The following is a 12697-nucleotide window of genomic DNA, read 5'->3' as shown; positions in this document are numbered from 1 at the left end:
AGACCATTGCCCGAATAAAAGCGCGAAACCCGGCTTCATTCCGGGTTTCGCGCCATGTCCGGCTCACCGTTTCCGTGAGCCGGCACCGATCATCTACACGAAAAGGTCCACGCCGGACTGCACTGGCTGCGCGCCATTGCGTGCGCTGGCCGCACTCATGGGCAGCTCGGCAGCATTGACCGAGACCCGGGCCACCCTGGCCTGGCCGCGCTGGACGTCATCGCCCTGGCTGTCGTCCCCGGACCGGGCATCGGCACCGCCCGCATCCACGCTGACGCCGCTCAGATTCAGCCCCTGGGCCTGCAAAAGCTCGCGCAGCTGAGCCTGACCGTCGGCCAGCAGCTGGCGTGCCTGCTCATCGCCTGCGGCAAAGCGCACATGAGCCTCCTGGCCGTTCAGCTGCACCTGGACCTGGATAGCCTTGCCCTCATGCTGGATCGACAGCGCGGCATTCTGCGTTTTCTGATGCACCCAGAAGGCCACCTGCTCGGACACTTCCTGCTCACGCTCTGTAGGTGCGGCATCCTGCCCCGCCAGGCTTTGGCCGAAGTCGGAGCTGTTCTGACCGCCGCCCTGCATGCCTGCGCTCGCTGCGCCCATGGCTGCCCCGACGGCAGCGGCTGCGGCCTGCAGGTCGGCTCCGCCCTGCACTGCCGCCGTCTTGCCCTGTGGCGCAGCTTCATCCTGCTGGGGCGAGCGGGCCGCACGCAGCAAATCCTTGAGACCTTCCAGGGCCTGCGGCTGCACGGCTGTCATGCCCTGCAGGCTGATGCCTTGCTGCGGCAATGCCTGCGCCTTGTGCACAGCAGGCTCAAGGCGCGTAGCAGGCTCAAGGCGCGTAGCAGGCACCTCTTCCGCCGCCGAAGCCAGCGCGCTGTGTCCGCTGTCCTGCCCCTGCGCGGCTACGTCCTGCTGCGGCTGCAAGACAGCCGCATCAGAATTAATAGCTGCTTGCGGTTGCGTCGTATACGTTTGGGTTTGATTTGATTGAAAATCCTTGCCCATGAATGCGGCATGGGCCTCCCCGGACCCAAGCTGCAAAGCCTGGCGATGGGCCAGTTGCGCGGCATGGCCTCTGCCTGAAAGAAAGTCGGTGGCCACGCCCTGGCGCAGATCGGCATCACCCTGCCCGTCCAGCTGCGCGGTCTGTCCGACCAGACTCATCCACGGCGCATGACCTTGAGCGATCAGCAGCGCATCCTGCTCGCCTGGCGCCAGCTTCGCGTCCGATGTCTCGGCAGGCTGCTGCGCCGCCTGCGGCAGGCCTGCAGTCACGAATCCGTCCAGCGAAGCCAGCAGCGATGAAAAGCCCTGGCCGGGCTCGCCTGCCGCAGCCGCAGCACTTTTGGCCGAGCTCATGGACTGCGCCATGGCCTTGCCGGTGCGCGATTCGCCGCCGCGCGGCCCATCAATTCTGGTTTCCGCCATGCTCAGGCCTCCTGAAGTTGCAGGCCGAAGCTGCGTCGAAAAAATGCCATGGTGGCGCGCTCGTCGGTATCTTTTTGCTCGCGCCGCATCTGGGCCAGTGCCACATCACGGCGGCGGGCCTGCACCACCTTCTGCAGGCTGGTCACGCGCAACTCTGCCGCCAGCAGGGCCTGACGTGCGGTCTCCAGCCGAATGTCCTGGTCCGCCACCACACGGGTCTGCAAGCCGATGGCGTGCTGCAGACGCTCCATGAACTGATACTGGTGATGCATGACCTCGGGCTGCACGGCCAGCCCTTCCTGGGCCCCCCAGCGCGCCTGCATCTCCAGGACGTAGCCCTGCAGTTGATCCATCTGGGCCTGCGCTGCCTGCTGGGCACGCTGGCGCTCCTGCATGGCGGTGCGGGCCGCGTCACGCTTGCGCTCTGCGGCTTCAATGGCGACGTTCAAGGCATTCAAGGACGACATCTGCGACTCTCCCTCTGGCTAACCCGTTGATGCTCAGCCCCGCTGCATGGCTTGCGCCATGCCGGCCAGGCTTTGCTCCATGCTGGAGCTTTCAAACATGCTTTGCTGCAGAAACCCGGTCATGGCGGGCTGCAGCGCAATCGCCTCGTCCAGCTGCGGATCGGAGCCTGGGACATAGGCGCCGACCTGCACCAGATCGCGTCCCTTCTGGTAGCGCGAATAGACGGCGCGAAAGCGACGCGCCAGCTCGAAATGCTCGCGCGAGACCACGTTGTGCATGACGCGAGACGCCGACTGCTCGATATCGATGGCCGGGTAATGCCCGGTCTCGGCCAAAGCCCGCGAGAGCACGACGTGACCGTCGAGAATGGCGCGGGCCGCATCGGCAATCGGATCCTGCTGATCGTCGCCCTCGGACAGCACGGTGTAGAAGGCCGTGATCGAGCCCACGCCGTGCAGGCCGTTGCCACTGCGCTCCACCAGCGCTGGCAGCTTGGCAAAGCACGATGGCGGATAGCCCTTGGTGGCCGGCGGCTCGCCGATGGCCAGGGCGATTTCGCGCTGGGCCATGGCATAGCGGGTCAAGGAATCCATGAGCAGCAGCACATGCTTGCCCTTGTCGCGGAAATGCTCGGCGATTGCCGTGGCGTAGCTGGCGCCCTGCATGCGCAGCAGCGGCGGCGCATCGGCGGGAGCGGCCACGACCACGGCACGGCTGCGGTCCTGGGCGCCCAGAATGTCCTCGACGAACTCCTTGACCTCACGGCCACGCTCGCCGATCAGACCCACCACGATCACATCGGCCTGGGTGTAGCGCGCCATCATGCCCAGCAGAACGGACTTGCCCACACCCGAGCCGGCAAACAGGCCCAGACGCTGGCCGCGACCCACGGTCAGCAGCGCGTTCAGCGCCTTGACACCGGTATCCAGCGACTCGCGCACGGGGTCCCGGTCCATGGCGTTGATGGGGTTGCGATCCAGCACCTCGGGCACCACGCTGCCCAGCTCGCCCGCATGGTCCAGTGGAATGCCTTGCGAATCCACCACCCGCCCCAGCAAGCCATCCCCCATGGGCAGGCGCAGCACGCCCACGGTCTGGCTGACCTTCTCGGTCTCCATCACGCCCAGCTGGGGCACGGGAACAAAGGGGGCTGCCGGCGTCACCATGGCACCGCTGGACAAACCCTGAATATCGCCCGCAGGCATCAGAAAAGCGCGCTCGCCGGCAAAGCCGACCACCTCGGCCAGCACAGGCTCCTGCCCATGCTGATGAATATGGCATTGCGCCCCCACGGGCACGCGCAGCCCCGAAGCCTCCAACACCATACCGGTCAACCGGGTCAGACGGCCCTGGCATTCCAGCGGCACAGGCTCGGCATAGCGTGCGCGCGCCTGGCTCATGAACTGCTGCCAGGGGTTCATGCCTTGTCTCCGTCATACCAGGTGGAGACCAGGCCCAGAGCAGCCACCGCACGGCGCCAGCGCTTGTCCAGACCTCCGTCGATCTCGGCACCGCCCGACTCCACCTTGACATCGCCGGGGGCAATCGAGGCATCGCCCAGCCACTGAATACGGCTGTGCGCGCCATGCTCGGTACGCAGGGCTTCATCGAGCAGTTCAAAGTCTGCAGGGTTCAGACGAACGGTCACCGGGCGGCTCTCGTCAACCAGCATGTCCAGCGCCTCGCGAATCACGGGCAGCAAGGCCTGAGGCTGGCTGCGCAACTCCTGGCGCACCACCTGGCGTGCGATGTCACAAGCCAGGTTCAGCAGCTCCTGGGCCATGCCCGACTGCAGCTGCTTGAAGTTGTCTTCCAGGCCCTGCAACACGCCATCGACACGCTGCGCACTCTCGCGGCCCGCACCGTTGATATGGTCGTCCAGATGCTGCTGCCATTGCTGCTGGGTCTGGGTGCGGCCTTCGGCCAGGCCCTGTGCATGACCCTCGGCTCGTGCCTGCTCCAGCATCTGCTGCAGTTGCTCCTCGTCGAAAGCCGGGGCAGCTGGCTCCACGGGCTCCACAGCCTGCACCTCGGGCTGCGCCTGCGGTTGATGGGCAATCGAGGGGGAAAAACCGTTGAAATGCTCTACTCCCGCCGGTATGAAGGCCGCTTGCTGTGCGGGCGCGAAAACGCCGCGATCCTGTGCATCCACCGCGCCGAAGCGCCATTGCACCACGGTGCTGTCGTCGATCTCTTCCTGCGGGATAAAGCGCGAGTGCGAGCGCGGAGGCTGGCCCTTAGACATAGCTGTCCTCCGGACCGCTGCCGATGGTTACCTGGCCTTCCTCGACCAGACGACGCACGACCTTGAGGATTTCCTTCTGCTGGGCTTCCACTTCGGACAGACGCATGGGGCCACGGCCTTCCAGGTCCTCGCGCAGCGACTCGGCCGCACGCATGGACATATTGGCCAGGATCTTGTCGCGCACTTCCATGGAGCCGCCCTTGAGCGCCACGATCAGCGTCTCGGACACCACCTCGCGCAGCACCAGTTGTACCGAGCGGTCGTCGAGCTTGACCAGGTCGTCGAAGACGAACATCTTGTCCATGATCTTCTGCGCCAGCTCGGGGTCGTAGTTGCGGATGGTATCGAGCACCGCCACATCGGCATTGCCGCCCATCTGGTTAAGCATTTCGGCTGCAGTCTTGACGCCGCCCAGCGAGGTCTTGCGCACCTTGTCGCCACCCGCCAGCACCTTGAACAGCACCTCGTTCAGGTCCTTGAGCGCCGTGGGCTGAATGCCTTCCAGCGTGGCCACGCGCAGCATGACCTCGCTGCGTGCCCGGTCGGGGAACTGCATCAGCACGGCCGCAGCCTGCTCATACTCCAGGTGCACCAGAATCGCTGCCACGATCTGCGGATGCTCGCCGCGCAGCAGCTCGGCCACCGACAGCGGATCCATCCACTTCAGGCTTTCGATGCCCGAGATGTCGCCGCCCTGCATGATGCGGTCGATCAGCAACGCCGCCTTGTCATCGCCCAGGGCACGCTTGAGCACCGAGCGCACATAGTCGCTGGCATCGTCCACCAGCAGACTCTGCGACGCGGCATCGCTGGTGAAGCGGTCGATCACGAAATCCACTTTTTCCCGCGTCACGCCACGCATGCGGGCAATCGTCTCGCCCAGCTTCTGCACTTCCTTGGGCGTGAGGTGCTTGAACACCTCGGCCGCCTCTTCCTCACCGAGGGAGACCAGCAAGATGGCAGCGTCGTTCAGACCTCTATCGTCCATATTCAAAACTCTCTACTAGTTATTCAACCGTCCCATGCCGGGGATGCCGAGCAAGGGCCTAGGCGGCCCCGCCGCCCCGCAGCGAGGGCATCGCCCCCCTCCCAAAGAGAGAGGGGGAAGGCGCAACGCGCCTCAGGGGGTGACTTCGTCACCCCTCGCCGTTAATCCATGTCTTCACGATGTTCGCCACCGCGATCGGGTTCTGCTTGGCCAGATGACGAGCCTGATCCAGTCGTTCCTGCTCCTTGGTCGGCGACAGCTCCTTCGCAGGTGCGGGCAGAGCAGGTCTATCCAGCGCTTCGGCTTCAATGGCATTGAGCTGTCCGCCGGGGCCGGTATTACGTCCCTTGAGCAAGGGGCGCACCAGGCCCAGCAGGACCAGGGCACCAAACAGAGCCAGCGCAATCGGCACGCCCAGGCTTTTGGCCATGGCCTGAATTTCGGGGTCCTTCCACATCGGCAACTCGGCCGGTGCGGCACCGCTGTCCATGAAGGGAGCGCTGACCAGGTTCACCGAGTCGCCGCGGTCGGCGCTATAGCCCACGGTTTCGCGCACCAGCGTGAGCAGTTGCTCCTGCTGCTGGGCTGTCAGTGGGCGCAGGCCAGAGCTGACTGCGGCTGCCGTTGCCGCTGTCGCCGCATCGGTGCCGGCCGCAGCAGCCAGCGGTGCATTGACCACCACCGCAGCCGTCAGGCGCTTGACGGTACCGGTGCTGCCGCGTGTGACCCTGACGGTCTTGTCCACTTCGTAATTGGTGATGGACTCGCGCTTGTTGCCCTGGCCATTGCCCTGGCCTGCACCAGCAGCCTGCGGCGCAGGATTGGCACCGTTGATGGGCGCGGTGGAGTTCTGGGGTGGCTGGTTGCTGGTCGCGCCAGGCACGCCGGTAGGTGGAGTGGCCGTCTTCTCGCCATTGGTCTCCATCACCTGCTGGCTGCGCACGGCCCCGCCGTCTGCAGACTGGTTGGGACGATGCTGCTCGGAAGTCGATTCGGTCTGGCTGAAGTCCAGCTCGGCCGAAACCTGGGCCTTCACATTGTTCTTGCCGACCACGGGCTCCAGAATGTCCAGAATGCGGCGCACATATTGCTGCTCCACCTGCTGGGTGTAGAGGAACTGCTGCATGTCCACGCCGCCGGCATTGCCGTCAGGCGACTGCGACAGCAGCTTGCCGGTGTCGTCCACCACGCTGACGGCAGCAGGCTCCATCTCGGGCACGCTGGAGGCCACCAGATGCACGATGCCCGCGATCTGCGCACGGTCCAGCATGCGGCCCGGATGCAGGCTCAGCAGCACGGAGGCCGAAGGCTTTTGCTGCTCGCGAAAAAATCCGTTCTGATTGGGCAGGGCCAGATGCACGCGGGCACTCTGCACGGCATTGAGCGCCAGGATGGAGCGGGTCAGCTCGCCTTCCAGACCGCGCTGGAAATTGAGACGTTCCTGAAACTGGGTGATGCCGAACTTGCTGTTCTCCATCAGCTCGAAGCCCGTCACCGAGCCCTTGGGCAGGCCTTGCGTGGCCAGCTTCAGGCGCACATCGTGCACACGGTCTGCGGGGATGAGAATGGCGCCGCCGCCCTCGCTGTACTTGTAGGGCACGTTCATCTGCGTCAGCTGCGCCACGATGGCACCGCCATCCTTGTCGCTGACATTGGAGAACAGCAGTTTGTAATCGGGCTGACGATAGAACACCGCCGCCGCCACCAAGCCTACAGCGACCAAGGCCGCCAGCGCGCCCCAGCGAAGACGTTGGCCACGGTCGAGCGCATTCCAGCGCTGCGCAAGCGCAGGGCGGGGCGCATACGTGGCACCGGGCACGGCATTGGGGACAGGTACTTCAGCTACAGCAGACATCTTGATTCCATGGTGTCAGACCCCACACGAGGTCTAGCGTCCTGTGGATTATTCGGACTCGGGCCGGCGGCGTTCCCCCGATAAGCAAGCCGATTCACCCACTTATTGCCCGTCTGCGATCAAGCGAAAAACCTACGATCACCTCCAACTCACCAAGCCAGTTGGATAAAGATATGGACCTGAAGATCCCAGCAATCAACCCCGCCCAACTGGGCAACCAGCTCACCAAGGTCGGCAGCGCCGGCACTGCGCCCGTAGCCGGCGGCTTTGGTCAGGCCCTGCAAAATGCACTGCAATCGGTGAGCGCCGCTCAAAACCATTCCGGCCAGCTGCAGCGCGAAGTGCAGCTGGAAAACCCTGCCGTCAGCCTGGAGCAGACCATGGTGGCCATGCAAAAATCGCAGATCGGCTTTCAGGCTACGCTGCATGTGCGCAACCGCCTGGTGCAGGCCTACTCCGATGTAATGAATATGCAGGTGTGACCGGCGCTACGCCGCACATCGCTCAAAAGGCAGATTGCCCTCCAAGGCTTGCCCGCATGTTGTGATGACATGCGGGCTTTTTGCGCCCTGCCCACCCTGCCCGCCTGGCAGCGCCAACAAAAAAGCCCGATCCTTTCAAAAGATCAGGCTTGTCGGGCCCAAACGCTTATCTGCAAAGCGCAAGCAGCTATTGTTTTTAAAAACCAAGACTGGCCAGCAGATCATCCACCTGGGACTGCGAGGTCACCACATCTGCCGTGTTTTCGGGATCCACCACCGGGCCGGCCAGCTTGGGCTGCGCGGCTTCCACAGGCGCCAGGGCCGGTGCCTGCGCAGCATCCGGCGAGGTCTGGATCAGCAGCTCCAGCAACTGCGACTCCAGATCGGCCGCCAGGGCCACCACACGAGCAATTACCTGGCCCGTGAGATCGTGGAAGTCCTGCGCCATCATGATCTCGGTCAGATGGCTATTGGTCTGCTCCGTGCCCTCTTCCACCTCCTGCAGATAGTTCATCACGCGCCCCTTGGCCACTGCAGCTACAGGATCCTTGATGAGTTCTGCACGCATGCCGCGAGTGCGCTCGGCCAGCGCATCCTGGCGGTTTTGCGTCACCTCGACCTGACCCAGCACCTTGTTGGCAGCTTCCCCCGTCAGACGGGCGATATAGGACAGACGGCTTTGCGCATCGGGAAGCTCCCCCGCACTGCCGCGCAAACGATCCGCATAACCCAGCTCATTGAGCGAGTTATGCAACTGGCGTGTGAGCACGCCAATCTTGTAGTGGACGTTGGCGGAAGCCTGGTCGCTGCTCATGGCTCAGAGATCGAGTTTCTTGATGATGAGATTGACCTTCTCTTCCAGCGTGGCCTTGGTGAAGGGCTTGACGATATAGCCGGCCGCGCCGCCCTGGGCGGCAGCCACGATATCTTCCTTGCGGGCTTCGGCGGTCACCATCAGCACCGGCAGATGCTTGAGCTTTTCATCCTGCTTGATTTCGCTCAGCAGCTGAAAGCCGTTCATGTTCGGCATGTTGATGTCGGTCACCACAAAGTCAAACTTGCTAGCACGCAGCTTGGTGATGGCAACCACACCATCTTCGGCTTCATCGGCATCGGCAAAGCCACTCTCCTTGAGCAGATTGCGCACGATGCGGCGCATGGTGGAGAAGTCGTCAACAATCAAAAATCGCAGGGCATTAGCCACGAGAGGCCCTTTCGGTCGGAATAGGTGCGTGGGAACAAGTTTTCAGCCGTGATGGTAACAATTTGTCAACCTCCCGGCATTGGACGTGCATTGTCAGGCTTTTCGACAGTCTCCGTGGCAACTTCAGGGTTTGTTACAACAAACTCTTCCTTGGCATCCAGAGACTGCCTGTCGACAGCGCTGGGTACTGCGCGCCGGGCCTTGGGTTGGTTGATCGTGCTGGCAGCTTCCTCGGCACTGGTCACCTGCTCCGTACTGCGCTCCTTGTCGTTGCCCAGCACACGGCGCTCGGCCTCCTTGGTCAGCACGGTAATGGTGATGCGGCGGTTCTGCGCGGCACGCGGCTCCTCGGGCAGCAGCAGGTCGCTGCTGGCCATGCCAACTACACGCGCCAGCTTGTCCAGCGGCATGCCGGCAGCCACCAGCTCGCGGCGCGAGGCGTTGGCGCGGTCGGCCGACAGCTCCCAGTTGCTATAGCCGCGATCGGCATTGCCGTAGGGCGCAGCATCGGTGTGGCCTGAGAGACTGATGCGATTTTCCGCATTGCCCATGGCCGCACCGATCTCGCGCAGGATGTCCCGCATATAGGGCTTGACCACGGCACTGCCGCTATCGAACATGGGGCGGTTCTGGTCATCGACGATCTGAATCATCAGGCCGTCATGCGTGATCTCCGTGCGAATCTGCGAGCGGAACTCGTTCAGGCGCGCATTGTTGGCAATCATGCTGTCCACCTTGGCCTTGAGCGCATGCAGGCGCTGTGCGTCGCGTGCGGACTCATCGGCCCGGCCCATGGCCTGGCTGGAGCGGCGGTTGGCATTGTCTTCGGACTCGGAGCGGCGCACCTGGCCGTGCACCTTGGAGAGGTCGTTGCCGCCACCCGGCACGATGCTGGAGCTGTTGCCCGCGCCACTGCCGCCCGACATGGCCACCTTCAGCGGCGAATTGAAATACGCGGCAATCCCCTGCAGCTCGCCCTGAGCGGTCGAGCCCAGCAGCCACATCAGCAGGAAGAAGGCCATCATCGCCGTCACAAAGTCGGCATAGGCAATCTTCCAGGCACCACCATGGTGTGCATGGGCAGTCTTCTTGACGCGCTTGATGATGATGGGCTGCAGCTTCTTGTCAGCCATGGCAGCGCTCCATCACTAGATCCTGGCGAGAGCGGGCACTCATCACTTCTTACCCTTGACGTGCGACTCCAGCTCCAGAAAGCCTGGACGCTCGGTGGAGAACAGCACCTTGCGGCCGAACTCGATGGCCGTGCCCGGGTTGTAGCCCTGCATGCTGGCCAAAAGCGTCGCCTTGATGCACTCGAACTCCTTGGCCGCATCCTGGGCACGCTGCTCCAGCAGCGCAGCCATGGGTTCCACCAGCGCATAGGCAAGCAAGATCCCGAGGAAGGTACCCACCAGCGCCGAGGCAATCATGCCGCCCAGCACCGCAGGGGGCTGTCCCACGAAAGCCATGGTGTTCACCACACCCAGCACGGCCGCAATAATGCCGAAGGCAGGCAAAGCGCCCGCCAGACGATTCAGTGCCATCACCGGCGCGTGGGCCTCGGCATGATGGGCTTCGATTTCGCTATCCATCAGCGCCTCGATCTCGTGCGAGTTGAGATTGCCCGAGACCATCATGCGCAGATAGTCGGTCAGGAACTCGACGACATGGTGGTCGGCCATCAGCTGCGGATAGTTCTGAAACACCGTCGAGGACTGCGGATCTTCCACATCGGACTCGATCGACATCAGGCCTTCCTTGCGCGCCTTCTGCAGCAGCTCGTACAGAAGCGCCATCACTTCCATATAGCGCGCCTTGTTATAGCGCGAGGGCTTGAGCGCCGAGGGAATCGCCTTGGCGGTGGCCTTGAGCACCTTGGGCTGGTTGCTGACGATGAAAGCGCCCAGGGCGCCACCGCCAATGGTCACCATCTCGAACGGCAGCGCCTTGACAAGAACGCCCACGCTGCCGCCGTGCAGCACATACATGCCGAAGATGCAGCCGAAGGCGACGATATAACCGATGAGAACAAGCATGGTGCCGATTGTGAAGTTGCAGAAGCCCCGCCATAGGTGCAAAAAGCTGGGCGTTTGGAAGCTAGATCGGCAGCTAGCCGCCGTTATGTAGGGTAATTCCGGGTCAAGCAGCGACGTGAAGGCTCCCGCGGCATGCGAGCAAGGCAAAGCCCCAGGATTTGTTACATCCCGAAAAATATTTGCAGAACTCTCTAAAGTTTTTGTGGGATGGCTCCGATAACAGCTTCAACAGGGAAACAAAGCCCTGTCACCAGCGAGCCACAGCAGCAAAACATAAGGAACTGCAGGCTGGGGTGCTGGATTGGGCTGCCGCCGCCGCCCACCCTGAGGGGTCTCAGGTCACTGTGGCGGCGACGTTTTGATCGCATCAAGGAGTTCGCATCATGGCAATGACCATCAACACCAATATCCAGTCGCTCAACGCACAGCGCAATCTGGGCGCTTCGCAATCTTCGCTGTCCACTTCCATGCAGCGCCTCTCTTCCGGCATGCGCATCAACAGCGCCAAGGACGATGCGGCCGGTCTGTCGATTGCTGAGCGCATGACCTCTCAGATTCGCGGCCTAAACCAAGCCCAGCGCAATGCCAATGACGGCGTGTCGCTGGCCCAGACGGCCGAAGGCGCGTTGGGCACTATCGGCAATAACCTGCAACGTATCCGCGAACTGTCCGTGCAGTCGGCAAACGCCACAAACAGTGCAAGCGACCGCACCGCCCTGCAAAAGGAAGTGACCCAACTGACGGAAGAAATTGATCGTGTGGCCAAAACTACAGAATTCAACGGGACCAAGCTGCTGAATGGTGATTTCTCCGCCAAAGCATTTCAGGTGGGTGCGAATGCCGGTCAAACAATTACTGTGGACAAGATTGCTACTGCCACTGCATCTGCATTGGGAAAATTTGAAGGCATCAACCTGACGAAGCAAAGCATCGGTACTGCCAGCGATACAGCTAATGCTGCGAAGGTGACGATCGGCTCTCTTCCTGCTGTAGATCTGGGTAGCATCGCCAACGATGCAAAAGCGATTGCTAGCGCAATCAATGCAGCAGGTATCGCAGGAATGTCTGCAACAGCGGACGAAACAAAAGTCGCAGCAGCTGCCACTGCAGCCGTAGCAGGAACAGCAGGCCAGTCGATTAATTACAAAATCAATGGGACTACTATCACCTTGAACGAAACAGGCAACGCAACTGCTAATCGTTCGAACGCAGCGGAGGCTATTAATGCCAAATCGTCAGTGACTGGCGTCCGCGCTGTAGATAATGGAAGCGGTTTGGAACTGATTGCTGCCGATGGTCGCAATATCACGACGGCCACCGATACCACTGGCGGCGGAGCTTTGGCTAGTTTCGGATTGGGCGCTGATGGTACTACTGGAGCCACTATTAATGTCACTTACGCAGCTCCTGAAGGCGTGACTGGTAACGTGGTTTTTGCAGGCGTTATGGGTAACTCATCGACCGCAATTGCAGGTAGTGGTCAATCGCTGAACGCCATTGATATCTCCACCGTAGATGGAGCCAACCAAGCGTTGGCATCCGTTGATGCAGCATTGACCACAATTAACTCGGCTCGAGCAGCATTGGGTGCCTTCCAGAACCGCTTTGAATCGGTGGTCTCCAATCTGAGCGTAAACAGCGAAAACCTGTCGGCTTCCAAGAGCCGCATCATGGATGCTGACTTTGCTTCGGAAACCGCCAACCTGAGCCGCTCGCAAATTCTGCAGCAGGCCGGCACCGCCATGGTGGCTCAGGCCAACCAGTTGCCCCAGGGCGTGCTGTCTCTGCTGCGTTAAGCACTTCAAGCTACTCACCGGTCATGCACCGGTGCAGTCCCACTCAAAAGGCCTCCTTCGGGAGGCTTTTTGTATTTTCACGGTGCATTAAAGCCGCTCGAAAATTAAGCCTCAATTGCAAAAATAGCGGTGATTTAGGGCTCTTATCGGTCTTATGTTTGCCGCCGCTTGCTCCAACAATCCTCGTACCCGGAA

The 12697-nt window shown here is 62.1% G+C and carries 12 protein-coding genes; 2 read left to right on the top strand and 10 right to left on the bottom strand.

Annotated elements, in window-relative coordinates:
- Positions 1-93: 93 nt before the first annotated feature.
- The 6 genes from FSY45_RS16260 to fliF all read right to left on the bottom strand — a co-directional run bounded on the left by FSY45_RS16260 (position 94) and on the right by fliF (position 6984).
- Positions 94-1428, bottom strand: coding sequence for a flagellar hook-length control protein FliK (locus FSY45_RS16260; RefSeq protein WP_046461415.1), 1335 nt, complete (start codon positions 1426-1428; stop codon positions 94-96).
- A gap of 2 nt (positions 1429-1430) precedes the next feature.
- The gene (fliJ, locus tag FSY45_RS16255; RefSeq protein WP_046461416.1) at positions 1431-1895 is read right to left on the bottom strand and encodes a flagellar export protein FliJ; all 465 of its coding nucleotides are present in this window, start codon (positions 1893-1895) and stop codon (positions 1431-1433) included.
- A gap of 33 nt (positions 1896-1928) precedes the next feature.
- On the bottom strand, positions 1929-3317 hold the full coding sequence (gene fliI / locus FSY45_RS16250) for a flagellar protein export ATPase FliI (protein WP_003065468.1): 1389 nt from the start codon (positions 3315-3317) through the stop codon (positions 1929-1931).
- Positions 3314-4141, bottom strand: a complete 828-nt coding sequence (locus FSY45_RS16245) for a FliH/SctL family protein (protein WP_034353132.1) — start codon at positions 4139-4141, stop codon at positions 3314-3316. Before FSY45_RS16245 ends, fliI begins: the two co-directional genes overlap by 4 nt.
- Positions 4134-5129, bottom strand: a complete 996-nt coding sequence (fliG, locus tag FSY45_RS16240; RefSeq protein WP_003059149.1) for a flagellar motor switch protein FliG — start codon at positions 5127-5129, stop codon at positions 4134-4136. Before fliG ends, FSY45_RS16245 begins: the two co-directional genes overlap by 8 nt.
- Before the next feature lie 148 nt (positions 5130-5277).
- Positions 5278-6984, bottom strand: coding sequence for a flagellar basal-body MS-ring/collar protein FliF (gene fliF / locus FSY45_RS16235; protein WP_003065474.1), 1707 nt, complete (start codon positions 6982-6984; stop codon positions 5278-5280).
- A 173-nt stretch (positions 6985-7157) separates the two neighbouring features.
- Between fliF and fliE the strand changes: the two genes are divergently transcribed.
- The gene (gene fliE / locus FSY45_RS16230; RefSeq protein WP_003065477.1) at positions 7158-7466 is read left to right on the top strand and encodes a flagellar hook-basal body complex protein FliE; all 309 of its coding nucleotides are present in this window, start codon (positions 7158-7160) and stop codon (positions 7464-7466) included.
- 196 nt (positions 7467-7662) lie between these two features.
- Here fliE and FSY45_RS16225 read toward each other — a convergent pair whose 3' ends face one another.
- The 4 genes from FSY45_RS16225 to motA all read right to left on the bottom strand — a co-directional run bounded on the left by FSY45_RS16225 (position 7663) and on the right by motA (position 10706).
- A complete protein-coding gene (locus tag FSY45_RS16225) occupies positions 7663-8280 on the bottom strand; it encodes a protein phosphatase CheZ (protein ID WP_046461417.1) in 618 nt (205 codons plus the stop codon).
- Positions 8281-8283: 3 nt separating this feature from the next.
- Positions 8284-8670, bottom strand: a complete 387-nt coding sequence (cheY, locus tag FSY45_RS16220; RefSeq protein ID WP_003065483.1) for a chemotaxis response regulator CheY — start codon at positions 8668-8670, stop codon at positions 8284-8286.
- Between the two features lie 65 nt (positions 8671-8735).
- Positions 8736-9803 (bottom strand): flagellar motor protein MotB, encoded by a 1068-nt coding sequence (motB, locus tag FSY45_RS16215; protein WP_012836864.1) that lies wholly within the window; start codon positions 9801-9803, stop codon positions 8736-8738.
- Between the two features lie 42 nt (positions 9804-9845).
- A complete protein-coding gene (gene motA, locus FSY45_RS16210; RefSeq protein WP_003059167.1) occupies positions 9846-10706 on the bottom strand; it encodes a flagellar motor stator protein MotA in 861 nt (286 codons plus the stop codon).
- 383 nt (positions 10707-11089) lie between these two features.
- Between motA and FSY45_RS16205 the strand changes: the two genes are divergently transcribed.
- Complete coding sequence (locus tag FSY45_RS16205; RefSeq protein ID WP_046461418.1) at positions 11090-12502, top strand: flagellin; 1413 nt, start codon at positions 11090-11092, stop codon at positions 12500-12502.
- The last annotated feature ends 195 nt before the right edge of the window (positions 12503-12697 follow it).

The sequence above is a fragment of the Comamonas sp. Z1 genome, from assembly GCF_008121555.1.
Taxonomy (GTDB): Bacteria; Pseudomonadota; Gammaproteobacteria; order Burkholderiales; family Burkholderiaceae_C; genus Comamonas; species Comamonas thiooxydans.
The sequence above is the reverse complement of the archived record's forward strand: the minus strand, read 5'-3'. Positions and strand labels throughout refer to the sequence as shown.

Coding starts and splice junctions, on each gene's coding strand:
- motA (WP_003059167.1), bottom strand. CDS start 10,706: ATGCTTGTTCTCATCGGTTATATCGTCGCCTTCGGCTGCATCTTCGGC.
- FSY45_RS16205 (WP_046461418.1), top strand. CDS start 11,090: ATGGCAATGACCATCAACACCAATATCCAGTCGCTCAACGCACAGCGC.
- motB (WP_012836864.1), bottom strand. CDS start 9,803: ATGGCTGACAAGAAGCTGCAGCCCATCATCATCAAGCGCGTCAAGAAG.
- fliG (WP_003059149.1), bottom strand. CDS start 5,129: ATGGACGATAGAGGTCTGAACGACGCTGCCATCTTGCTGGTCTCCCTC.
- FSY45_RS16225 (WP_046461417.1), bottom strand. CDS start 8,280: ATGAGCAGCGACCAGGCTTCCGCCAACGTCCACTACAAGATTGGCGTG.
- fliI (WP_003065468.1), bottom strand. CDS start 3,317: ATGAACCCCTGGCAGCAGTTCATGAGCCAGGCGCGCGCACGCTATGCC.
- fliF (WP_003065474.1), bottom strand. CDS start 6,984: ATGTCTGCTGTAGCTGAAGTACCTGTCCCCAATGCCGTGCCCGGTGCC.
- FSY45_RS16245 (WP_034353132.1), bottom strand. CDS start 4,141: ATGTCTAAGGGCCAGCCTCCGCGCTCGCACTCGCGCTTTATCCCGCAG.
- fliE (WP_003065477.1), top strand. CDS start 7,158: ATGGACCTGAAGATCCCAGCAATCAACCCCGCCCAACTGGGCAACCAG.
- FSY45_RS16260 (WP_046461415.1), bottom strand. CDS start 1,428: ATGGCGGAAACCAGAATTGATGGGCCGCGCGGCGGCGAATCGCGCACC.
- fliJ (WP_046461416.1), bottom strand. CDS start 1,895: ATGTCGTCCTTGAATGCCTTGAACGTCGCCATTGAAGCCGCAGAGCGC.